Origin of the sequence: Marinobacter adhaerens HP15 (assembly GCF_000166295.1) — a bacterium.
GTDB classification, from domain to species: domain Bacteria; phylum Pseudomonadota; class Gammaproteobacteria; order Pseudomonadales; family Oleiphilaceae; genus Marinobacter; species Marinobacter adhaerens.
Genome location: NC_017506.1, coordinates 4,028,497 through 4,051,354 on the forward strand (window position 1 = coordinate 4,028,497; position 22,858 = coordinate 4,051,354).

The 22,858-nt window shown below is 59.2% G+C and carries 22 protein-coding genes and 1 riboswitch; of the genes, 14 read left to right on the forward strand and 8 right to left on the reverse strand.

Annotation, left to right across the window (positions count from 1 at the left end; genetic code table 11):
* Positions 1–155: 155 nt before the first annotated feature.
* A complete protein-coding gene (locus HP15_RS18800) occupies positions 156–1,343 on the forward strand; it encodes a sensor domain-containing diguanylate cyclase (RefSeq protein ID WP_108018187.1) in 1,188 nt (395 codons plus the stop codon).
* 124 nt (positions 1,344–1,467) lie between these two features.
* The gene (locus HP15_RS18805; protein ID WP_014578933.1) at positions 1,468–2,754 is read left to right on the forward strand and encodes an EstA family serine hydrolase; all 1,287 of its coding nucleotides are present in this window, start codon (positions 1,468–1,470) and stop codon (positions 2,752–2,754) included.
* Positions 2,755–2,764: 10 nt separating this feature from the next.
* Here the strand turns inward: HP15_RS18805 and HP15_RS18810 are convergent, their stop codons facing one another.
* Complete coding sequence (locus HP15_RS18810) at positions 2,765–3,109, reverse strand: hypothetical protein (RefSeq protein WP_008176786.1); 345 nt, start codon at positions 3,107–3,109, stop codon at positions 2,765–2,767.
* A gap of 196 nt (positions 3,110–3,305) precedes the next feature.
* On the opposite strand from HP15_RS18810, the gene HP15_RS18815 reads away from it, so the two are divergent.
* Entirely contained in the window at positions 3,306–3,557 is a 252-nt protein-coding gene (locus HP15_RS18815) for a hypothetical protein (protein WP_008176788.1), read from the forward strand.
* On the opposite strand, the gene HP15_RS18820 is transcribed toward HP15_RS18815, so the two are convergent.
* Positions 3,554–4,624: a hypothetical protein gene (locus HP15_RS18820; RefSeq protein ID WP_014578934.1), complete on the reverse strand. Its 1,071-nt coding sequence runs from the start codon at positions 4,622–4,624 to the stop codon at positions 3,554–3,556. The two genes, HP15_RS18815 and HP15_RS18820, sit on opposite strands and share 4 nt — an antisense overlap.
* A 202-nt stretch (positions 4,625–4,826) precedes the next feature.
* Between HP15_RS18820 and HP15_RS18825 the strand changes: the two genes are divergently transcribed.
* Genes HP15_RS18825 through HP15_RS18835 form a run of 3 tightly spaced genes read left to right on the forward strand, consistent with a single transcriptional unit; the run spans position 4,827 to position 9,303 of the window.
* Positions 4,827–8,285, forward strand: a complete 3,459-nt coding sequence (locus HP15_RS18825; RefSeq protein WP_257903058.1) for a response regulator — start codon at positions 4,827–4,829, stop codon at positions 8,283–8,285.
* A gap of 32 nt (positions 8,286–8,317) precedes the next feature.
* Entirely contained in the window at positions 8,318–8,875 is a 558-nt protein-coding gene (locus HP15_RS18830; protein WP_041645885.1) for a hypothetical protein, read from the forward strand.
* 14 nt (positions 8,876–8,889) lie between these two features.
* Entirely contained in the window at positions 8,890–9,303 is a 414-nt protein-coding gene (locus HP15_RS18835) for a response regulator (protein ID WP_008176796.1), read from the forward strand.
* Between the two features lie 25 nt (positions 9,304–9,328).
* On the opposite strand, the gene HP15_RS18840 is transcribed toward HP15_RS18835, so the two are convergent.
* Positions 9,329–9,601 (reverse strand): hypothetical protein, encoded by a 273-nt coding sequence (locus tag HP15_RS18840; protein ID WP_041645887.1) that lies wholly within the window; start codon positions 9,599–9,601, stop codon positions 9,329–9,331.
* A gap of 547 nt (positions 9,602–10,148) precedes the next feature.
* Between HP15_RS18840 and HP15_RS18845 the strand changes: the two genes are divergently transcribed.
* Positions 10,149–10,388 carry a hypothetical protein gene (locus HP15_RS18845; protein ID WP_008176800.1) on the forward strand — a complete coding sequence of 80 codons (240 nt, stop codon included), beginning with the start codon at positions 10,149–10,151 and terminating at the stop codon, positions 10,386–10,388.
* Between the two features lie 15 nt (positions 10,389–10,403).
* On the opposite strand, the gene HP15_RS18850 is transcribed toward HP15_RS18845, so the two are convergent.
* Complete coding sequence (locus HP15_RS18850; protein ID WP_014578938.1) at positions 10,404–10,937, reverse strand: 3'-5' exonuclease; 534 nt, start codon at positions 10,935–10,937, stop codon at positions 10,404–10,406.
* Between the two features lie 185 nt (positions 10,938–11,122).
* On the opposite strand from HP15_RS18850, the gene queC reads away from it, so the two are divergent.
* Together queC and queE are read left to right on the forward strand one after the other, a co-directional pair.
* Positions 11,123–11,788: a 7-cyano-7-deazaguanine synthase QueC gene (queC, locus tag HP15_RS18855; protein ID WP_041645889.1), complete on the forward strand. Its 666-nt coding sequence runs from the start codon at positions 11,123–11,125 to the stop codon at positions 11,786–11,788.
* Positions 11,788–12,444, forward strand: coding sequence for a 7-carboxy-7-deazaguanine synthase (queE, locus tag HP15_RS18860; protein WP_008176809.1), 657 nt, complete (start codon positions 11,788–11,790; stop codon positions 12,442–12,444). The genes queC and queE overlap by 1 nt, the downstream gene beginning before the upstream one ends.
* Here the strand turns inward: queE and HP15_RS18865 are convergent, their stop codons facing one another.
* The 4 genes from HP15_RS18865 to HP15_RS18880 form a co-directional block, all read right to left on the reverse strand.
* Complete coding sequence (locus HP15_RS18865) at positions 12,445–13,512, reverse strand: AraC family transcriptional regulator (protein ID WP_014578940.1); 1,068 nt, start codon at positions 13,510–13,512, stop codon at positions 12,445–12,447. It lies immediately after the preceding gene.
* 156 nt (positions 13,513–13,668) lie between these two features.
* Positions 13,669–14,556, reverse strand: a complete 888-nt coding sequence (locus HP15_RS18870; RefSeq protein ID WP_014578941.1) for an alpha/beta fold hydrolase — start codon at positions 14,554–14,556, stop codon at positions 13,669–13,671.
* A gap of 128 nt (positions 14,557–14,684) precedes the next feature.
* Positions 14,685–16,304: an ExeM/NucH family extracellular endonuclease gene (locus HP15_RS18875; protein WP_169702186.1), complete on the reverse strand. Its 1,620-nt coding sequence runs from the start codon at positions 16,302–16,304 to the stop codon at positions 14,685–14,687.
* 150 nt (positions 16,305–16,454) lie between these two features.
* Positions 16,455–17,396: a helix-turn-helix transcriptional regulator gene (locus HP15_RS18880; RefSeq protein WP_014578943.1), complete on the reverse strand. Its 942-nt coding sequence runs from the start codon at positions 17,394–17,396 to the stop codon at positions 16,455–16,457.
* Positions 17,397–17,628: 232 nt separating this feature from the next.
* Between HP15_RS18880 and HP15_RS18885 the strand changes: the two genes are divergently transcribed.
* The 5 genes from HP15_RS18885 (at position 17,629) to HP15_RS18905 (ending at position 22,802) form a co-directional block, all read left to right on the forward strand.
* Complete coding sequence (locus tag HP15_RS18885) at positions 17,629–18,912, forward strand: MFS transporter (RefSeq protein ID WP_014578944.1); 1,284 nt, start codon at positions 17,629–17,631, stop codon at positions 18,910–18,912.
* Positions 18,913–19,074: 162 nt separating this feature from the next.
* Positions 19,075–19,500 carry a MarR family transcriptional regulator gene (locus HP15_RS18890; protein ID WP_008176821.1) on the forward strand — a complete coding sequence of 142 codons (426 nt, stop codon included), beginning with the start codon at positions 19,075–19,077 and terminating at the stop codon, positions 19,498–19,500.
* Between the two features lie 3 nt (positions 19,501–19,503).
* On the forward strand, positions 19,504–20,895 hold the full coding sequence (locus tag HP15_RS18895) for an MDR family MFS transporter (protein ID WP_014578945.1): 1,392 nt from the start codon (positions 19,504–19,506) through the stop codon (positions 20,893–20,895).
* A gap of 51 nt (positions 20,896–20,946) precedes the next feature.
* A riboswitch (yybP-ykoY riboswitch) is annotated at positions 20,947–21,130 on the forward strand.
* A 3-nt stretch (positions 21,131–21,133) separates the two neighbouring features.
* On the forward strand, positions 21,134–21,703 hold the full coding sequence (locus tag HP15_RS18900) for a TMEM165/GDT1 family protein (RefSeq protein ID WP_014578946.1): 570 nt from the start codon (positions 21,134–21,136) through the stop codon (positions 21,701–21,703).
* Between the two features lie 52 nt (positions 21,704–21,755).
* Complete coding sequence (locus HP15_RS18905; RefSeq protein ID WP_014578947.1) at positions 21,756–22,802, forward strand: L,D-transpeptidase family protein; 1,047 nt, start codon at positions 21,756–21,758, stop codon at positions 22,800–22,802.
* The last annotated feature ends 56 nt before the right edge of the window (positions 22,803–22,858 follow it).

Consider the following 22,858-nt stretch of genomic DNA (forward strand, 5'->3'; position numbering starts at 1 on the left):
GGCGTGGAGGCAAAACCCGATTCCCGGGTGGATTTTACCGGGCATGACATTTGACGCTCGACTTAAAGCGCCGTTATGACTATTTTTCGTACATTATAATTATTCAAACATCGATGGCGGTGTTCATGGAGCCTTCGTCGTCGAAATCTCAGGGAATGAAAAGCTTGAACGAAAACCGCACACCCCTGCGGCGCGCTGGCTGGGCTGCCGTGGTCTATCTGATCGCCGGCTTTGCCTGGATTGCGTTTTCCGACACTCTCGCGGAAACATGGTTTCCCGATCCGAAAACCCTCTCCGTCATCCAGACCTGGAAAGGCTCTTTCTTTGTGCTGATAACCGGGGTGATTCTCTTTTCTGTGTTGCTCCGCCAACTCACTAAGGATCGGGCCCTGCTCAACCTCCAGCACCGACAACGGCAAGCACTCCGTGAGCGCGAGCGTCAGCTCCAGATCCTGATGGACAATCTCCCGGGCATGGCCTATCGCTGCCTGTATGATCCCGACTGGACAATGAAATTTGTCTCCCAGGGATGCACCAAGCTGACTGGTTATGAGCCCGATGAGTTGGTCAACAACCGGGTCACCAGCTATGCGGCGCTGGTTAGCGACGCTTCTAATCAGCAACTGTTCGAGCAAGTCAGAGTGGCCCTGGAAAAAGAAGAATCGTTTTCCCTGGAATACGAGGTCACCCGAAAAGACGGCAGTCGTATCTGGGTCTGGGAGCGGGGACGAGGCGTTCAGGAGGACGATGGCTCGCTCCACCTGGAAGGCATCATTCTGGACATTTCTGACCGCAAAGTGCTGGAGACAGAGCTTGAGCAAATGGCCACTCGGGATCCCCTGACCGGTCTTCTGAACAGGCGGGAAATGTCCCGGGTGCTGGATGAGGAGCTTCAGAGAGCCCGACGTTACCAGCGACCCATGGCGGTACTCTGGGTGGATTTCGACCATTTCAAGGATGTGAATGACACCTACGGCCATGCTGCAGGTGACTCGGTTCTCAGAGCTATCAGCCGCCTGTTGCTGGGTAGCGTCCGCAGCGTCGATTCCATCGGTCGGTTTGGCGGCGAGGAGTTCGTGATTGTTTTGCCTGAAATGGATCTGGAGGAGGCCCAGGAAACGGCCGAGCGTTTGCGGCGCAAAGTGGCGGAAGAGCCGCAGCCGTTGGGGAATGGCGAGGCGGTGCCTCTGACCATCAGCGTGGGCGTTGCGGTCTACCCGGATCACGGGCAGACTGCTTCGACACTCTGTGCCGCCGCCGACAAGGCCATGTATCTGGCAAAGGACAGGGGCCGCAACTGTGTCGCCATGGCGCACCTGCACGACCAGGTCCATAATCAGTAGTGAGACTCGTGTCCTGGCAGGTGGAGGAGGTGACGTCCGCTCTGCTGCGGCCCGGCCAATGTGGCCCGGGCCAGTTCTGTTGAACATAGAAAAACAACAATCGTACTGAAAAAGGTTTGAGCCGATGAACCGACTTGCCCGCCGTGCCCTCCATAGCAGCCAGATTCCCGAGGATCTCGAATCCGTCACCTTTCGGGATGATGCCGGTGAAAATCCGGCAGCTGCCGGTGTCAGTCAGGAAACGGTTGATGCCCTGTGGCGCAGCGTCCAGAGCCTTTACCGGACCGGCGTGCACCCGGGTATCCAGATTTCCATCCGCCACAAGGGTGAGCAGGTTCTGCACCGGGCGATTGGCCATGCCAGTGGCAATGGCCCCCATGACCCGCGCGACGCCGCCAAGGTTCCGATGACGACTGATACCCCGATCTGCTACTTCTCCGCCTCCAAGGCGGTGACGGCACTGCTTATGCACATGCTGGCGGAACAGGGCCTGGTCAACCTGATGGATCCCGTCTCCTACTACTGCCCGGAGTTCGGGGTTAACGGGAAAAGGACTATCACCGTTCACCAGATTCTTTCTCACCGCGGGGGCATTCCTGCCATTCCACGGGAAACGCCGATTGATGTGCTGTGGGATAACGATGAAATCTGGCGTCTGCTCTGTGCTGCACGACCGGTGGAAGTGGACGGCGCCAAGGTGGCCTATCACGCCATCACCGGCGGTTTTGTCCTGCAGCGGGTATTGGAACGCGTCACGGGCGACTCCATTGAAAAATACCTCGACAAGCATTTGCGTCGGCCCATGGGCATGAAATGGTTTACCTATGGCATTGCCCCGGAGCATCTCGATGAGCTGGCCTGCAATTACGCCACCGGACCCACGCCGCGTTTCCCCGTTTCCTGGGTTGTAAATCGCGCGCTGGGTGGCGATATCCGGACCGTCGAGCGGGTTACCAATGACCCGAGGTTCCAGGAAGCGGTGATTCCGGCGGGCAATCTGTGCGGCACCGCCGAGGAAATGGGCCGCTTCTTCCAGATGATGCTGAATGGCGGGCTCTGGAACGGCCGTCGTATCTGCAGCGAAATCACCATCCGCCGGGCTATTCAACAGTTCGGTTCGCTTCAGATAGACCGCACCATGATGATACCCATGCGCTTCAGTGCCGGCATGATGCTGGGTGGCAATCCGGTGGGCCTCTGGGGGCAGAACAGCCGGTTTGCTTTCGGTCACGTCGGTCTGATCAACAAGCTGTGTTGGGCGGATGCGGCCCGTGATATTTCGGTCAGTCTGCTGAACACCGGAATCCCGATCGTCGGTCATCACCTGCCGGCACTGGCGAAGTTCGTGTATACCGTGGGCAATCGTTTTCCACTGATACCCGAGCACCGGCGACCGCTGATCGCCGCCTGAGGCAAAGGGTTCAGAGCGTCCTGAGCTGGGCTTCGAGTATGCCCAGCACGGAGGACAGAATGTCCCTGAAATCCGTCAGAGTCTGGGTGCGCTGGATAACGTCTTCCCGGTTTTCATCAAGTCGCTCAAGCTTGGGCACAACCCGGCGTATGCCTTCTGTAATTACCTCATAGGGGTAATGGTGGTCCTGGATACTGAGCTTGTTTATCTCGGCCACTTCCTGGCTGAAGATGCTGATAATGTCGTACAGCATGTCCTTGTGGTGAATGCTGCTGGCTTCCCAGTAGGCATCGTCCAGCAGTTCCAGCAGCGACAGATATTCACGGAGGGTATCCGCCACGGATGTCTGGGTCATGGGAGCTCCTGTCGGTGGGCAATGTCGTCTCTACAGGGAACTATAGCAGGGGTTCTGTCGTCTGGATGACAGGAGGTCCGGCAGAGCTGAAAATAAAAATGAAACTCTATTCATTTTAATTGCACTATGTCGGACAGTTGTGCAGACTTGCGTGATGGGAAAAGGATCTATCACGACTCATTGGACGAGAAGCCGAATGGACAAGCCCACACCCCCCAGTAACCAGCCCGCCTCCCGCGAGGTCAAGCTGGACCATCACGACAGCGTTCGCAATCATGTGCACCAGCAGGTGCGCTCTGAAGTTGAACGGCTGGAGCGCCGAATAGAAACCCTGCGTCTTGTCAAAGCACCCCACGCGGCCATCATGATCTCCACCTATGAACGCATGATCGACCGCAAGAAAGGCTTCCTGCAGAACTGGGACCTCAGGGATGGCGGCGCCGGCTAGCGGCCGGCGACAGGCACCGTTGTCCAGCTGGTAATCGCGTCGGCATCTTCCTGGTAGGTGCAATTGGCCGGATTCGGAATGGTGTCCTGCCCGTCGGTTGAGTCAGGGTCGTCAATGCGCGCTGGCTCGCCGTTCGAGGCAAAAATCCTCACCAGATCCATGTTGTAATCCAGCTCGACTCTCAGGCAGTCCGGGCTGTTGTCTCCCAGGCCATAACCTGGATAGCGATCGAGTGTGATCACCTCGGATTCGTCATTCTTTATAAACAGCGTGTCGGTGTTTTCGTCAATGAAATCCTGGCGCAGTTCAATGCCGCCATGGTTCCGACTCAGGTAGTCCGCAGTTGCAAACTCGGTGGGGCTGTAGCCCAGTGTCATGAAACTGTTGGCATCAAACCGGCTGCCTGCCAGCACGCTGACCAGTTCCGGCTGGGCCGCCTGCTCCTCTTCTTCAACACTGCGGCTGACATACTGGATCGTGCGATATACCTTGTTGTCGAGGTCCGAGCCTTCCGGGCCATCCGGCAGGTAACGCCAGTCGAGCGTCGGGTAGATCCAGAGCTGGTCGTTCAGCGGCAGAATGGCAATCACCGCCGACTGGTCTGTGAACCGGATCTGCGCGCCGTTGCCCCGGCTGTTGTAGGTGCCTGCGACACCATCTGCAATCCTCTGGCTGATGTATCGTTTGCCTTCCTGGAAATTGGTGACTTCGCCGGAGGCCAGCACCTGGTTCATCAGGTCCAGCGGGTTGCGCACGCTGTCATAGCTGGTGCCGGCGTCCGTTGGCGTGGCGCGGATGAAAACCTCGATGTGGTTGCGTATTTCGCTGGTGGTATCAAGGTCATCGGAATCGTCTGCTTCCGGCTGGATGCCCCGGTAAAAGTTCCAGAAACGGGTATTGCCGAGGTTGTCCGGTGCCACCTCCGTGTTTTCCAGGTTGAAGCTTGAGAACGTCAGATCCACATTGGTCGCCGGATTGAACGCGGAAGGTCCGGTATCCTCAAGTCCGCAGCCACTCAGGACAAGTGTGGTCATGGAAACAGCGGCGAAAATGCAGGAATGTCTCATTTCAGATGGCCCCGGGATGCGAAAAACGGTGTAAACGGCTAAAGTGAGTCGCCGGGACGGTATAGCCCCGGCGTGGCTACTGACAGTAAAACAAAAAACCGGTATCTACCCTCGCGGAGATCACATTTTGCGGCAACGGCTTGAATTGGCGCTTCCAGCGGTGACGTCTTTGGTAGCGGTCCTGCTGTTCCTGGTCACGGCCATGATGCCGGCGTCGGCCAGTGCGGCCGGGCCCTGCCATGATGGCGAGATTGTACTGGACGGCGGTATCGAGAGTATCCGTGATCTGGGTGGCTGCATCTGGTATCTCGAGGACCCGGGGCAGGAACTGACCCTCGATGAGGTTCGCGCTCTCGAATCGGGTGCCTTTACCCGCCACGAAGGCGGTGTGTTGAACTTCGGCTACACGGAATCCGCATATTGGGTGCGCCTGGATCTCCGCTCCGTGGGCAATCCTGACCAGAACGGATGGATCCTTGAGCTTGCCCTGCCTCTGGTGGATGAAGTCACCCTGTTCATGGTCCGCGACGGGGATCTGGTTGATCAGCGACAGGCGGGTTATGAGGACAACTGGGTGGAACGGGACCTCGCCGTCCCCAACCCGACATTCCGCCTTTCACTGGCACCGGATTCCCTGAGCCACGTCTACTTGCGGGTGGTCAACACCAATACTTTCCGTCTGCCGATCAGCCTCTGGCACCCGGACAGCTACATTGAAAAAGTCTCGGTGGATGAGCTGGTGCGGGGCATCCTGCTTGGTTCGGTGCTGGCCATTCTTGCCTACAACCTGTTCGTCGCGGTCTCGGTTCGCGAGCGGAGCAACATCTATTACGTGCTCTACCTGGTCTTTGCGGCCATCTTTATCTTCACCGAACAGGTTCACGGTATCCAGCTTCTCGACAGCCGGCCCGCTCTGTTCGACAAGCAGTTCCTGCACTTCCAGATCATTCTGACCTGGTTCTGGGGCCTGCTGATGGCAAGGTCGCTGCTTGAAACCCGGGAACGGTCGGCCGATCTTGATCAGGTCATCCGCCTGTGCCTGTATTCGGTGGTTGCCACTTTCGTGCTGTCGCTGTTCCTGCCCTACCACGTCGCCATGGAATGGATTGTGGTTGGCTCCATTCTGCTGAGCCTGATTCTGATCGTGGTCAGTTACCTGTCCTGGCGCTATTACAATCCGGCGGCCCGTTCCTATTTTTTCGCCTGGACACTGGCGCTGGTGGGCTTCGGTATCTATGCCCTGACGGTGATGGGCATACTGCCATTGAACACCTTCACCGCTTACTCACCCCAGTTTGGTCTGACCGCCCAGATCATCCTGTTTTCTTTTGCCCTCGCCGACAGGATCAAACAGGTCCAGGGCGAGGCCCTGGGCTGGAGCCAGCGGGCGCTGTCGAACCTTCAGCGTTACCAGTCGCTGTTCGATAACGCCATCGAGGGCGTGTTCCAGATGTCGCCGGACCGGCGATTTGTCACGGCCAATCCCGCCATGGCGCGCCTGCTGGGCTATAACAGCAGCCGCGAGTTGCTCAAGCGGAACCCGGACGTACTGGAAACCTGCATCGCCGACGAGCGGTTGCGGCGGCTGGTGATCGAGCAGCTGGAGGCCCGGGGCACGGTCAAGGGCATTGAGGCCCGATACCTGACCCGGGACGGTGACGAGCGCTGGGCGACCATCTCACTGCATACGGTGTATGACACCGAGGGTGAGCCGACCCATCTGGAAGGCACCTGCATCGACGCCACCGAAAGTCACAATCGCTTGAGGATCGAGAGGGAGCGCGAGCAGGAGCGTCTTGAGAAGGAGCTTGCCCGCAATTCCGCGGAGGCGAAAAGCCAGTTCCTGGCCAATATGAGCCATGAGATCCGCACACCGCTGGCAGCCATCATCGGTTACGGAGAAACGCTGCTTGATCCGGATCTCAGTGAACCGGAGAAAAGAAGCAGTGCCGAGACGGTGGTGCGCAGCGGCCGACATCTGCTGGACCTGGTCAACGACATCCTCGACCACTCGAAAATCGACGCCAACAAACTGGATGTGGACATCGTATCGGTCAATCTGCCGGAGCTTCTTGATGAGATTCGCGCCTTCTTCGCGCCAAGAGCCCGGGAAAAAGGACTGGATTTCAGCATCATCTGCGAATACCCGTTGCCGGAGCAGGTACGCACCGACCCCACCCGACTGCGCCAGATCATCATCAACCTGTGTGGTAATGCCCTTAAATTTACCGATAAGGGGTCCATTTCCCTGGTGGTCCGTTGTGATCGCGATCAGGAATTGCTCGTGGCCCGGGTCGTGGATACCGGCATTGGCATGAAGCCGGAGCAATTGGGGCGGCTGTTCGATCCCTTTGCCCAGGGCAGCGCCGCCATTTCCAGGCAATATGGTGGCACTGGCCTCGGGCTCAGCATTTCCCGGCGTCTGGCGGAAATGCTTGGCGGCAGTATCCGGGTGAACAGCACCTATGGCGAGGGCAGCGAGTTTGAGCTTTCGATCCGGACAGGGCCACTGGATGAGGTGCATTTCCTGCGCGATGCCTCGGAGCTGAGCCAGCGCCGCCGGACCATCCCCATGGTTGTCGCGCCGCGATTGTCAGGGCGTATCCTGTGTGCCGAGGACAACGAGGTGAACCGGCGGCTTGTTTCCCTGCTGGTGTCTCGAACCGGAGCCGAGCTTGTCCATGTGAGCAACGGAGCGGAAGCCCTGGAATTGGCGATTCGCGAACCCTTTGATCTGATCCTGATGGACATACAGATGCCGGTGATGAACGGCCGTGACGCCACGGCGGCACTTCGAGAAGCCGGGGTGAATACGCCGGTCATCGCGCTCACCGCCAATGTGATGTCCGAGGACATTGCCGACTATCGCCTGGCCGGCTGCAATGAACACCTGGCGAAGCCCATCGACAAGCAGCGCTTCTATGAAACACTGGGACGATACCTGTCGGTGACGCCGGCCTCCGCTAATGAACGAACCTCACGCTATCAGGGCAAGGTGCTGGTTGCCGAAGACAACACGGAAAACCGGCAGCTGGTAGAGCGTATGCTGCGCCGGGAAGGTCTGGACGTCGTGGCAGTGACCGGCGGCGAGGACGCGGTTCGGACTGCATTGTCTGATACGGTTCATCTGGTGCTGATGGACCGTCACATGCCGGGAATGGATGGTGTTGATGCCACCAGGTTGCTGCGCCAGGCCGGGTTCCGCCGGCCGGTGATTGCCTTTACAGCCGGCGATCAGCAGGAAACCGATGCATTGCTTGAGGCCGGTTGTGACGGCGTGCTGAACAAGCCCATTGATCAGTCCCACCTGACGGCCCTACTGGATCGGCTGCTGGGCACGGGCCCCGTTTTCGCCGCGGATACCGGTGAAGACGCTGAAATTGCCCACCTGGTGGCACAGTTTCTTGACGGGCTTGCCGCGCGGCGGACCCGAATGGATGCCGCGCTGGCGGACGCAGATCGTGAAGCAATGAAAACCGAAGCCCACCAGATCAAGGGCACGGCGGGTGCCATGGGCTATCCGCTGATGACCCGACAGGCGGGTATACTGGAAGAGCTGCTGAAAGTCACTGAGCCGGACTGGGAACGTGTTCGCAGCGAACTGAAGGAACTCGGTGAAATGATAGACCGTGCCCTCGCCGCTGCGAAAACGCCAGGCTGACGTGTGTGAGTATGACCAACAGGAAGAACCCGATGAGTGAGCTGCCGGAACGCCGAGAACACCATTCCCTGAGCATGATGTATGGTACCTATGCCGACATCCTGTTTGTGTTGTTTCCCTTTCTGATTATCGGTATGCAACGGTTGTGGGAAGGCCGGCTTTACGAAACCCTGCTGCGACCGGACCTGAGCATCGCCGCCGCTATCCTTGCCGGTCTGGCTATCGGCAAATTCGTGCTCGGTCTCGTGACCAACCGGGAGCTCGGGCGCTACAAGGAGCGGATTGTTTTCTTCATTGCCCTGACGCTTTTCGTGGTGCTGGGGCCGGCAATCATTCTGATCCTGAGTATACTGGGAAGCGCGGATGTACCCGGTTTTGTAACCTTTGTTCAGCCGATCCTTCTGATTATTGCGATATCCCTCTACACAACCGCTGTGAGCATCAGCAATATACTGACACGGTTTGGCATGGAGGACGGGACGACGGCCAATCCGGAGACCTCGCCACGCCCTGACTACAGTGACATGAGCGAGCCCCGACCAGCGCCGCTGGACCTGCCGCGGCGCACAGGCAACGACCCGACAGTTTGAGAGGAGCAACCCACATGACGGATCTGAAAGTGCTGGTAGTGGAAGATGAGCCTGTGATGCGAGAGCGGCTCGTGGATATGCTCTACAACGCTGGCGCAACCAAGGTGATCGAGTGTATTGACGCAGCTTCCGCCAGGACGGCTTTCAAGGCCGGGGAATTTCACATCATCCTGCTGGATCTGGGGTTGCCGGACGGCGATGGGCACGAACTGATGCTGGAATTCAAGGACGCCCGTGAGGAGCAGCACATTGTGCTGGTGACGGCGGACGATTCGATCGAGAGTATTCAGCGTGCGATCAGTGCCGGCGCTAACGGCTACGTGGTCAAGCCTTACTCCCAGGAAAAAATACACGATGTGGTCAACAATTACGCCATGGTTCACGGCGGCGATATGGCGATGATGCAGGGTCTGAACCGGCGCCACTGACCGGTTCAGACACGCGGCTTCTGAATCAGGCGACCTGCCGGGCGATCCAGGAATTGTAACGGGTCGCCAATGCTCTGACGTACCTTGCCTCAGCGTCGTTCATATTGCCCAGGACGCCCTTGAAGATCCAGCCCCGCTCATACACTCCCAGCACCCGCTGTTCGTCATCCAGATTGACGCGCTGATTAAGTTTTTTGCAGATGGCATCCAGCAGCGGCAGCTTCTCCGGACGCTTGATCGGGCCCTGGCGATTGTTCATGGGCTGGTTTGCTGCGCGAGTTGTCGGATGTCTTTTCATGATGTTCTCCTTGTCGTTTTGCGGCTGCAAAAACAAAACCCCGGTGCCTGAAGCGACCGGGGTTTCGCGGAGAAGCTGACCCGGTCGCTACATAGGCTCCCGGGACTGACCGAAAGCCGTTAGATGTCTTTCACCATCGCGCGAACAGACTGCCCTGCATGGCAACCTGCTGCTGTGTAAGCGCTGAACTGTGGAATCATTCTGGTCATACCGGCTCTTATGTTTCGGTTCGACTACCAGTGTATAGGCTAATGGGCCGTTTGCAATAGCCCGGCTTCTTCGGCAAACCCCTACAGACGGCCTCCAGGGGCGCTTGGCATAATTCTTTCCGTCACGTGTTTTACGTTGTGCAATCCCGACTGCCTGCCGCGCCAGGTAGTCGATGGATCTCTCCTTTCTACGCAGCCTCTATGGCTGCGTTTTTTTTTGGGTAGTGGAATCTTCGTAGCCATTACTTCTTACAGATTTTGCGGCCTGTCCCGGCGATAATTCGCACACTAATAGTCGATTAATCGCCATCAACAGACAGAGGTTGAAACCTAGCAAAATGTCCGACGAAGCCGGATCTGCCAGTAAAAAGTTCCGTTCCCACGCATTGATTGAACTCGCCCTGATTATTGCACTTGGTCTTTACCTGCTGGTCGCGCAGGAGCAGGTCGTGGGTGAGAATCTGGTGTTTACCGTGACCGGAGCCGCGCTCATGGCCCTGGTGACCTACTGGACGCTGAATACCCTTCGGGATGGTCTCGAGGTCATCGCACTGCGTGTCCGTCACGCCAGGCACTGATCAACCGGGAATGCGTCAGGCCTGCCGGGTTTGACCCGTTAACGGCGCCAGTTCGTCCTGATTCGGCGCAATCCGTTCCCAGGTTTTGTGGAGAATCAGGGCATCGTTTGCGGCCCGATGCACAGGCAGGCCGAGCTCTGTAATCACCTGTTGGCGAAGTGCTGACCATTCGCGCACCTGCCTCGTGTCCAACAGCGCTGAAATGGATTCAAGCTGAAACGTTGGCGTTATGCGGGCGGCCTTGAACAAACGGTGCAGCCAGAAACTGTCGAAGGTCCAGGCATCGCAAAACACCTGTTCCGGCAGCAGTTCGTTGAGGGCACTGGCGACTTCGCTCACCGCAATACCATCCGCTTCCAGGGTCTCGCGGGAAATGCCGTGAATCTGCTCAGCGCTTTGTGACCAGTCCTGCCACAGCACGTGGGGGCTGATCAGCCAGCTGTGGAGAGTGCCATCCGGCATGCAGATTCCCACCTCAATGGGGTAGCTCGCGATCAGATCAAGGCTTGATGCCTCGAAATCGATGAATGCCGGCTGGATAGTGGTCATGGAGTCAGTGTAGCTGATGAGTTGTTTTTCGCTGAGTTTACCCGCCCCGCAAGCGAGACGCGAACCCAACCTGTTCCTGCACTGTTACAATATGTCCATTCATTGTAAAAGCCCGATGACAGCAACAGGCCTCGGGCGCGACAGTAAACCAGCCAAATCCGAACCGCACCATACGGGGAGCCCGAATGACAGACACCTTAGTCGTAATCTATTCCGGAGGCATGGACTCCTACACCCTGCTGCATCTGGCCCGGGAGCGCGGCTACCAGGTTCATGCCCTGTCCTTCAACTACGGGCAGCGCCATGTCCGGGAGCTTGAGTGCGCGCGTTCGGTCTGTGAAGCGCTGGGTGTGCCCCACAAGGTGATCGATATCCGCGCCATGAGTGAGGTGATGGCCGGCTCATCGCTGACCTCGGATATCGATGTGCCGGAAGGCCACTATGAAGAAGACAGCATGAAAGCGACCGTGGTGCCCAACCGAAACATGATTCTCCTGTCCCTGGCGACCGGTTACGCCGTGACCGCAGGTGCTGGCGCCGTCTGGTACGGAGCTCATGGTGGCGACCACGCTATCTACCCGGACTGTCGCCCGGAGTTTGTGGATAAAATGGACGCGGTCTGCCGCGTGGCCAACTACGAGCCGGTCGGCATTGAGGCGCCTTTCATGACCATGGACAAGGGTCAGATCCTGGCTGAAGGCCTGCGCCTGGGACTGGACTATGCACAGACCTGGACCTGCTACAACGGCCGGGAGCGGGCTTGTGGACGCTGCGGCTCCTGTGTTGAACGACTGGAAGCCTTCGCTGCCAATGGTGTCAAAGATCCCCTGGACTACGAGGCGGCAAGCTGATGTATCGGGTCAAGGAAGCCTTCTACACGTTGCAGGGTGAAGGTGCCCAGGCCGGGCGTGCTGCCGTGTTCTGTCGTTTCAGCAAGTGCAATCTCTGGACCGGTCGCGAGAAGGACCGCGCCACTGCCGTGTGCAATTTCTGTGATACCGATTTTGTCGGTACTGATGGCCAGAATGGTGGTCGCTTTGAAACCCCGGAGGAACTGGCCCGTCACATACGCAATCTTTGGCCGGAGGCACCCGGCAAGCCCTACGTGGTCTGCACCGGTGGCGAGCCCCTGCTGCAGCTGGATGCTCCCCTGATCGAGGCTCTGCACCGGGAAGGGTTCGAGGTAGGGGTAGAGACCAACGGTACCCTGCCCGCGCCCGAAGGCATCGACTGGCTCTGCGTCAGTCCGAAAGCCGATGCCCCGGTGGTGCTTGAGGCCTGTGACGAGCTGAAGCTGGTCTATCCCCAGCCCCTGGCGATGCCGGAGCGATTCCTGGGCATTCGCGCAAGCCATTATTTCCTGTCGCCGATGGCCTCTCCTTCGATACCGGAAACGGCCGTGGATGAGATCAAACAAAGCAATACCCGACGCGCCACCGATTATTGTCTCGCGCATCCGCAGTGGCGCCTGACCCTGCAAATGCACAAGATCATCGGCATCGACTGATTACCCCGTGGCCAGTGCCCGCCTGGCGTTAATCAGCCCTGGGCCGGGCGGCGAAATTCGGTAATGGCTGGGGCTGCTGCCGGTCCAGCGCTTGAAAGCCCGGGTGAAATTCGCCGCGTCGGCGTAACCGAGGGCATCGGCAATCTGGCTCAGATTCATGGTGGTACTGCGGAGTAGATCCTGTGCCCGTTCCAGGCGGACCTGATCTACCAGCTGCTGGAAACTGGCGTCTTCTTCCTGCAGCCGCCGCTTGAGCGTTCTCTCGGACACAAACAGGGTGGCCGCTACCCTGGCCAGTTTTGGCGGGAAGGGGTGGCTGGTCTCGATCACCCGCCGGACGCGACAGGCAAATCCGGCGTCTTCGGTCAGCTGCCGCAGCGCTTCCTCGCACTGGGCTTTGGACGAGGCCGCCAGTTGATCATCGGTGAAGCGCACGGGCAGGCTCAGACGGCCAACCGGAATCACCAGGGCATTCTCCGTAGCGCCGAATTCCACCGGCACCGGGATCTGTGAGCGGAAACGCTGGAAATAGGCCGGCTCCGATCCCCGGCGAACAATCCGCAAACCGTCAATGACCGAGCCTGTCAACTGTGCCCCCATGGAAACGCAACCGAATAGCATGGCATCCATGATAAAGCCGTGCAGAGGGCCCAGGTCGATATCACAATTCACAACGTACCAGGCCAGGTTGCCGGTCTCCCGTTTGCAGACCCGAAGGTGGGGCACCCTTAGCGTCAGGTATCGGGTCATCAGCTCCATGGCATCGCCCAGGGTACGGCTGCTCATGACGGCCGTACCCAGGGCGCCGTGCAGGGGCAGCTTCAGCTCCCTGGCGAGCATGATACCGAGTCCCGGTTCGCCGCTTTCGATAATGGCCCGGGTGACGAATTCGCTGGCCTGGGTCTGGCTCACCCGCCGATCGGTGGATTGCAGGCGGACCGGGTCAAGACCGACCCGGAGGAGGAGGTCCTGTTCGTCAACACCGATAGTGTTCAGCAGTTTGGCCAGAAGATGCAGGTAGATGGCCGGCATGCCCAGGTCCTGTGCCGTTGAAACGGAGGCGCGCATGGGATTTCCTCGTCTGATTCTGTTCTTGTTATGTCGCAGAACGCTTGGTTTCGACGATTATGGCGCCTCGCGGCTCGTTGCCCCATGACTTCGGTGACGGAATAAATGGCCTGAAAGGCCAATCATCGGCTGGTTGGCAGGAAGCATCCGGATCGATCACTGGCCATGACGGCGAACGAAGTGTTCCAGGGCTGCGGCAGATCGCCCGGGCGTTTCCAGCATCGGAAGATGCCCGACACCCCGGAACATGTGGATTTCTGCCTGAGGCGTGGCCGAGCTGAACCAGTCGACGCAGCGGGTCGGGGTAATCACGTCACGGTCGCCCCACTGAACCTGCAGTGGCGGTGTCTCGGGGCCCAGGTAGCGGGCCGGTGCCAGCGCGTCTGCCACCATGTCACTGAAGATATGCCGGAGGGCCTTGGTGCGGCCCAGGAGGTCCGGTCCGAGGAGGCCGGCCATGGCAAGTCCGGAGACCGTGGGCTTGCCGGTGCCAACACTGTTGAACATACGGTAGACGCCTTTCCAGTCCCGTGGAATCAGGATGCCATCCCGGTCAGGCTTCAGGGGGGCGTGAATGTCTACCTCTTCATGTTCGGGGATGCCGGCGCTGTTGAGCAACGTCACCGAGCGGGGCGCCGGATCCAGTGTGTGGGCCAGTATTGCGGCAATCGCGCCACCCATGGAGCTGCCGGCCAGATGGATGTTGTCGGTGTTAACGCCGGCAAGCCACTGAGCCAGTCGACGGGCCTGGGTTTCGTAGCGGTAACAGGCCTCCGGCCGGTAATCACTCTCCCCGAATCCCGGCAGATCCGGCGCCAGAAGATGCCAGTGTCTTGGCAGTCTTTGCAGCCACAGCCCCCAGTTTTCCTTCATGGCGGCAAAGCCATGAATCAGGACGATCGTCGGGCGGCCGACACCTGGTGATCCCCGTTCCAGGAAAACCATCTTGTGGCCATCGACCATGGTTTCACGGCGGCGGGCCTGGAGAAGAAATCGTTGTCCCGTGCGGGCAGCGGGCCAGAAGTTGGGGGCAGGAATTCTCATGGTTGTCAGCGATCACCGGTTTTGGGTCTGACCACCAGTCTACCGGGACCAGAATCCGGAGCCTTGGCCACAGTGCCCGTGGACGTCGGCGAATGGGCAACAGATTGCCCGTGACGGGGCGTCGAAAGTCAGAGCTTCAGGTCGACAATCACCGGATTATGGTCGCTGGATCGCCAGGGTCCCCGGCCGGATGCCGGGTGATCGCTCCGGTAGTCGAGTACCCGGGGCTCATCGGCGTTCACCAGCCAGCTCCAGGCGCCCATGACCCTTGGTTTTAAGGTCTCGGAGGCGAGTGCGAAATCCAGCGAGCCCTTCTGACCACGGTAACGGTAGGTGTAGTGACCACAGGTCTTTTCGGTACAGGGATAGAAATGGTGCACCATGCTGGTAAACCCTGCCTGCTCCAGCACCGCGATGGGATGTTCGCGGGCATAGCTGTTGAGGTCACCGATTATCAGGGTGCCGACCGAATAGTGCCTGCGGGTATCGCTGCCGGACCAGGCCGCAAGTGTTTTCGCTTCGTTGGTCCGCCGGCTCGCGTAGCAGCCCTGGCCATCGGCCTGGTCCTGATTATCGCCACGGGCGCCCCGACAGGATTTCGATTTCAGGTGAGGAACAATGACCCGAACGGTAGCATCACCGTCCGTTCGTCCGAAATCCTGAGCCAGGGGAGGCCGGCCTCCCGATTCAAATGGCCCTTTGGCAAGCCGTTCTGGCGAGCCAACGGCGCTAATCCGGTCGCTGCGGTAGAGCAGGCCGGTCCGGATCTCGTCATCGCCGTCCTGGCCGGGCGTGCTGACGAACCGCCAGGTGCCGCCCAGGGCCTCTGCAAGTTCGGCTATGGAACTTGCCGGTCCATAGCCGTCGTTCTCAAGTTCGGTCAGCGCAAGAATGTCCGGATCGGGGGCCAGAAGTGTGTTCACCAGTTGTTGTTGCTGGCGCCGGAATTCCGCCGGTGTCCCGGCCCCGCGACTCGTTGGAAACTCGCCGCCCCGGCCATCCCCGTTAAAGAAATTACCAAGGTTCAGAGCCATGATCCGCACCGAAGCCTCATGCCGCGGCCCGGGTGCGGTTTCTCTGGGATTGGTGGCGAGGAAAGCCGGCTCCTGAGAGGGCTGGAGCCGCCAGGCATCGAAGCGGAAATCCAGCACACCGATGAGCCCTTTAATCTGATCCCCGGCCCTTACGGTTGCCGAAGACAGGCCGCCCGGGGGCCAGGGTACCGGGCGGGGGTCTCTCCTGGACCGGTTGTCATCAAGCAGAACGCGGTTTGCCCCGTTCCGGGTGAATGCCCGGTGTGCTTCTTTGCCGGGGGGCAGGTATTCCGTAGGCTGGACCTGGTCTGAGGCTGCCAGCCCAAGCTCGCCGTAGCGAGCCAGGTTGTAGTTGTCCACCACCGTCAGGGGCTGGCGAAAGGTAACTCTCATGTTCTCCAGATGTTCCGGATCGACGGTCCAGGGAAGGGTGATGGGAATGGGCGCTGGAAGCGGCTCACGCCCGCACGTCCGGATGCTCCGAACTGACACCAGTTCGGTTAGCCCGTGGTATTCCTTCACCTTTCCGGTTACCCGCACTCGCATGCCGACATCGGCGATTTCACGATCGGTGTAAATAAACAGCGCTTCGGAAGTGGCGGGATTTCCGTCGGTCTGATGGTCGGCCTGCTGCAGGTAAAAACCACCAAAGCCGCCCTTTGCCCGGGAATCCTGGGTCAGGATGCCCTCGACGGTGACGGTAGCTCCTGCCATGGGTGAGGTCGGGCCAGTTCCCTGGACCCGGGAAATGGGCGTTGCGGGATCACCGCAGACCGATTCTGCCCTCCCTGCTGCAGGCAGAAACGACAGAATCAGAACGCCGAGAAAGACATACCGCCAGGTCCCAGGGCTCACACTGGCAGTTTAGCTGAGGCCGGCAACGGCTTTGAGGGCCTGTTCGCGTTTGCTGCCAAATCCCAACTGGTCGGGATTGGCCAACTCAAGCTGTTGCACCAGAGGATCCGGGTGCTGATTGTCGAAGGTAATACCGAGCCGTGATAGCACGTAGGGGGCAAGCGCGGCACGGGTAGCAACTTCCAGGCGACCCTGTTCCATGCCGTAGTCACGGGCAATGATCTCTTGCTGGGCTTGGGTCAGGCGCTGATCCGGGGTAACCACCAGGGTAACCTCCCGGTTCCAATGCTCGTCCTGGTCCCGATTGTGTCTGGCGCGCTGTCGGAGAGCCTCCGGCGAGGTCCGGAATCGGCTCAGGGCGAAATCCCGGAATTCCCGGTTTGAGTCGCACCATGCCCGCAAGTGCCAGCTGTCGCCGGCACAAACCAGAGTGTGCGGCTCAAGTATGCTTTCCACCGCTTCCGGTCGGCTAAGGGAGGCATAGCTGGCCCGCAGCTGTCTTCCCTGTCGTGTTGCCGTCACCACCGCACGCATGGTTTCCGGCGCGATGACGCGATTCGGACCCTGAACCACGGTGCTGTCCGGCAGGCCAATGTTCAGGGATTCAAACGTAGTGCTCAGGTTTTGCTGGCGGGCAAGCAGGTCCAGATATTCATTGACCACGCCTCGGGTGACCACCGGGCGAAATCTATCTGCCGGGACATAACCTTTCAGGTGACGGTCGTAAACCAGATTGCCCGGCGCCAGTTCGCGCAGATAGGTGTTGATATCCTTGGACGCCTGCTGACGACCGATCCCGAAACTGTGGCAGATGTGGTTGGTAGTCAGACGACCTTCCCACAGGGCAATCGTTTCGATAAGTCGATAGCGAAGCAGCAGATCCCAGCGGATGGGCCAGTCCGTTTTTTTCATAACCAGGCGCTCACGGTCCAATGAATAGCTCGTTTTCATGTTACCTGCTCCGGCACTCATGGTCTGTTACGGCGCATTAATGTAAAACCCTGTTAAACCGCTACACGGCGGCCTTTGCGGGTTTTTGTGATGCAGTTAACAGGTTTCGGGAAGTGCCTAGTGGCTTCACTTCCCGCTACTGATCTAATACGTCGCCGGCAAAGTCCGGGACTTGCTGCTATTTTGTCTTTCATTCAATCCAGAATACCCTGTAACGCCCGGAGCCGCTGTAATGACCCGAATGGTCACCTCCCTGTCTGCCCTGATTCTAAGCATTATTCTGCTGGTCAGTGGCAATGCATTCCTGATGACACTGCTGGGCATCCGTCTGAGTATCGAGGCGATATCGCCAGATATTATCGGCTGGATTCTGGTCTGCTATTCCATCGGTTTTGTGTTGGGTACGCTCTATGTTCACCGGATTATCGGCCGGGTTGGTCATATCCGGGCGTTCGCGGTGTTTGCCGCTGCTGCCGCTGTGACGTCGTTACTCTATCCGATGGCTGTTTCCGAGATTTTCTGGGCCGTTCTGCGGGTACTCTCCGGGTTCAGTATTGCCGGTGTGCTGGTGGTCATCGAGAGCTGGTTCTCCAGCCGTGCCACCAATGCCAACCGCGGTGCGTTGTTTGCGGTGTACCAGATTGTTTTTTATCTGTCCGCCGCCGGCGGCCAGCTCATTGTAAATATCGGTGACCCCGCCAATTTCATGCCTTTCTCGATTGCCGCAATTCTGTTGGCGCTGGCGCTGATGCCGCTGGCACTGACCAAAATGGAAGCGCCCGTCATTGAGCAGGTTCAGCGAATCTCTATTTTCACTTTGGCACGGGAATCCTTTTCCGGTGTTGCCGGCGCCCTGATCTGTGGCGTCATGATTGGCGGCTTTTATGCGCTTGGGCCGGTGTACGCAACACTGGTCGGGCTGGACGTTGCACGGACATCCACATTCATGGCCAGTGCCATTGTCGCGGCCATGATCCTTGCCTGGCCGCTGGGCCGGCTCTGCGACCGTTTCGACCGGCGCCGCGTGATGTTCTGGATCGCTCTGGTAGCGGCTTCAGCCGCAGGCGGTGTCGGAGTTCTCGGGGCCGAAAATGCGTGGCTTTTGACTCTTCTGGTTGGTGTGTTCACGGGGCTTTCAGCCGCTTTGTATCCCGTAGCCGTGGCCATCACCAATGACCGTATGGAAAGCACCCGTATTGTGGCGGCCAGCGCCACGCTGTTGCTGAGTTACGGCGTTGGCAGTGTCATCGGGCCGGTTGTCATGGCGGAGCTGATCAATCTCCTGGGGCCGAAAGGCCTGTTCTTCGGTAATGCCGGCTTCCTGCTGCTGCTGGCCGTGATTACCAGCTACCGGATCAGTCATACCGAGGACGTTGCCGTCGCAGATCAGGAGCACTTCGTGCCTGCCATGCCGGAAGCGTCGCCGGTGCTTGCTGAAATCGATCCGCGGAACAGCGAGTTCCACGAGTCTCCCGAAGTCGAGGAGATGCACGAAGAGCAGCGTCAGGCGAGCTGACGCTGCTTTCGGTTTTCCCCGATTTTGTTTTTACTTCCGTATCTGTTTTTATCACAATGGTTAGCATACTATTGGTGACTTTCCGATAATGTGATTAATTGGCCGAAGGCGTGGCAGCGCCCGGCCCGGGCCAAGCCCTCTTTTGATATGGAGTGACGACAAATGAGAGACCAGTTTCCTTTTGCGGTAGCGCGGGTTACCCGGCGCTGGAGAAAAATGCTGGACGAGCGCCTGAAGGATCTGGGCGTCACCCAGGCGCGCTGGAGCACGATGGTGTACCTGGAAAAAGGCGGTGAGGGCCTCACACAGCGTGAGCTGGCAAGCCTGATGGCGATCGAGAATCCGACTCTGGTGCGACTGCTGGACAGTCTCGAGCAACAGAATTTGATTGAGCGCCGGCCCTGCCCGAACGATCGCCGTGCGCGGCGGCTGCATCTGACCAACGCCGGGCGGGCGTTTATGGATGACCTTTCCGAGCGAGCCGAGGTGCTGCGCGAGGAAATGCTGGAAGGCATCAGCGACAAAGAGATCGAGTGCACCGTGAAGGTCTTCCACAAGATCCTGGAAAACGCCGAAAAGCAGAAATAACCCTTGGCTGATAACTCAGTTGAGGGCCTGAAAGCCCGCTACGGGGATCGCTGGCGCTGGCTGGCAGTGGCCACGGTGATGATAGGCACCATGGCCACCGTGCTCAGCGCCACCGTGGTGAACGTGGCGTTGCACGATATCATGGTGGAGTTCGGCATTCGCCAGGGCCAGGTTCACTGGCTGGCAACGGGCTTTATCGCCGCCATGACCACCACCATGCTGGCCTCCTCCTGGCTGCTGGATCACTTCGGGGTTCGCAAGACCCTTGCCGTAGCCATGTTTCTCTTTACCCTGATTTCCCTTGCCGGCGGTTTTGCCGAGACGCCGGGGCAGCTTATCGCCGCCCGGATCGGCCAGGGTGCCATGGCCGGCCTGATGCAGCCCATGGGCATGTATCTGGTGTTCCGGATTTTCCCCCGCGATCGCCGCGGCCAGGCCATGGGTATCTACGGTATGGGGGTGATTCTGGCCCCGGCCCTCGGTCCGGTGCTGGGAGGCTTTCTGGTTGATCAGCTGGACTGGCGCTACGTGATGTTTGCACCGGCTCCGGTCACGTTGCTGGGTGTTTTCATGGCCTGGCGCTTCCTGCCCTTGCCGGTGTCCCGGCCAGCCCCCTATCGCTTTGATCTCCCCGGCCTTGTATTGCTCGGGTTTACCATCGCCCTGTCGCTCGATGCTCTGAACCGGTTGCAACAGGCGGCAGGCCAGAAGAGCTGGATCCTGATCGAAGGGCTACTGGCCCTCGGCGGGCTGCTGCTCTTCGTGCTGCGTGAGCGGCAAACTGCCCATCCTCTGGTGAACATTGCCCTGCTGCGCAAGCCGGTCTTTGTTTTCGCCTGCCTGGGTGCCATGGCACTGGGGCTGGCGCTGTTCGGATCCACCTACCTCATTCCATTATTCGTACAGACAGCTCTGGGCTTCAGTGCGACGGAGGCAGGTTTGCTGATGCTGCCCGCGGGGATTGTCCTGGGTATGACGTTTCCGTTGGCGGGCCGTATGGCCGACAGGCACAGTGCCCGGGGTTTGGTGGTGTTCGGTATTGGGGCATTTGCCCTTTCCGCCGTGCTGTTCGCGCTGTCCGATCTTGAGCTCGCCTTTGGCTGGCTGGTGCTCTGGACAGTGCTGGGCCGCATCGGTATCGGTTTCATGCTCCCGGCCCTCTCGACCGGCGCCCTGAATCCGCTGGAACCACAGGAGCTGGGGGCCGGCTCGAGCACGCTTAACTTCATGCGCCAGCTCGGTGGCGCCTTTGGCGTTAACCTGGTGGCACTGACCATTGAATTTGGTGAGCACACCTCCGGGATGCCCACGATCAACGCGTTCCACTCGGCCTGGTGGCTGGTAGCGGCATTCGTAGCGGTTGCGGCGATCCCGGTGTGGCGAATGCGGGTCTAGGAAGACCTGTGGTTGCGGCCCCGCGCCGGATTCATTATGATGCCGGCATCTCTTCAGGGGAGTAGCCTCCGCATCGGAATGTCCGAGCGGATGATAGTCAACATACTTGGGGCCAAATCCCCATGGCTATCATGTCTCACCGCAACACCGGTGATATTGGCAAGACCTGAGGCGGTTTCACCTCCATTGGGCGGAAGGTGGGCTGCCTCATGTCTGGTTATCCGCCCTGGAGTTTTTCATGGACGCTTTTCTCGCTTCGACGGTTGCTGTTGCCATAGCGGAAATTGGTGACAAGACCCAGTTGCTCTCGCTTTTCCTGGTTGCCCGATACGCCACCCGCCTGCCTATTATTCTCGGCATTTTTGTCGCAACGGTTCTCAATCACGCCTTATCTGCCTGGCTCGGTGCCTGGGTCGCTTCTTTCATTCCGGAAGCCTGGTTGCCGTGGATTCTGGCCGGCAGTTTTGTTGCGATCGCGCTCTGGTTGCTGGTACCGGACAAGGACGACAGCGATGATTCAAAGTTCCTGGGCATGGGGGCGTTCATGGCCACCACCATCATGTTCTTTCTGGCGGAGATCGGCGACAAGACGCAGGTTGCGACCGTCGTTCTCGCTGCCAGGTTTACCGAGACGTTCTGGGTTATTCTGGGCACCACGGTGGGTATGCTGCTGGCCAATATACCGGTTATCATGGCGGGACGCTGGCTGATGGAGAGGTTGCCCCTCGCCACAGCGCGGATTGGTGCAAGTGTGTTGTTTGTGGCGCTTGCCGTCGTAACAGTATGGGCGACCTATATGAACTCCTGAGGGTACTTGCTGTCACTGTACCCGGTTGCCTGATGCTTTCGGAACGTTTTCTATGTGGTTCAGATTTTTAGCGGTTTTTTCTCTGGCACAGTTTCTGGTGTTCCCGACCGCCGTGTTTGCGGAGGCTCAGGATGCTGCCAGCGACCCGGAATCCCCCGAGGAGCCGGATCGAAGCCCTCGTGTGCCCACATTCCCTGTCCAGGGGGATCTGGCCGGAGAGCTCGGTGTTTTTGAAACCCGTTATGAGGACACCTTTGCCGCCATTGGTAACCGTTTGGCCATGGGGTACCTGGAGCTGGTCAAGGCCAATCCTGGTGTGGACCCCTGGCTACCCGGCGACGGCACCACCATCACCCTGCCGCGCCAGTACGTGCTGCCGGACGCCCGGCGGGAAGGCATCGTTATCAATCTTGCCGAGTACCGCCTGTATTACTTCACCGATGAGGGTGTGCAGGTTTACCCCGTGGGCGTTGGCACGGCAGAGAATCCGTCGCCTCTGACCGATGCCGAGGTCACCATGCCACTTGAGTCCCCGGCCTGGTATCCGCCTGCGAGCATTCGAGCAGAGTACGAGGCGTCCGGAGACTATCTGCCCAGGATGATTCCGCCCGGCCCCGGCAACCCGCTTGGCACCCACGCCCTGCTCCTGAGTGAAAAAGGCTATCTGATCCACGGTACCAACAAGAAATTTGGCGTCGGCATGCCGGTCAGCCATGGTTGTTTCCGGATGTACAACGAGGATATCTCCCGGTTCGTGTATCAGGTCGAGAAGGGCACGCCGGTCCAGGTTGTCCACGACGCCGTCAAGATCGGTTTTTCGGATGGCGAGGTCTGGCTGGAAGTCCACCGTCCCCATGAAGACTACCCCCGCGAAGATCGAGAGCGCTTGTGGCAACAGGTGTTCGCTGAAGTTGAAGCTTTCCGGAGCCGTCATCCGGAAGTCGAGGTCAAACGCGGTGCCATTGAACTGGCCGTCGACCAGGCGGATGGCCTGCCGACCATGATTGGTGAGCGGGTGACCCGGATGGCCGCCGACAAGACCGTGGAAGACAAGTCGCCGGAATCGGCCAAGGAGCCGGAGCAGCGGCTATACTTCTGATGCGGTGCGCTGAACACGGTTGCCGGCCTGTGTAGGACAGAACCGCGGCCCCGCTG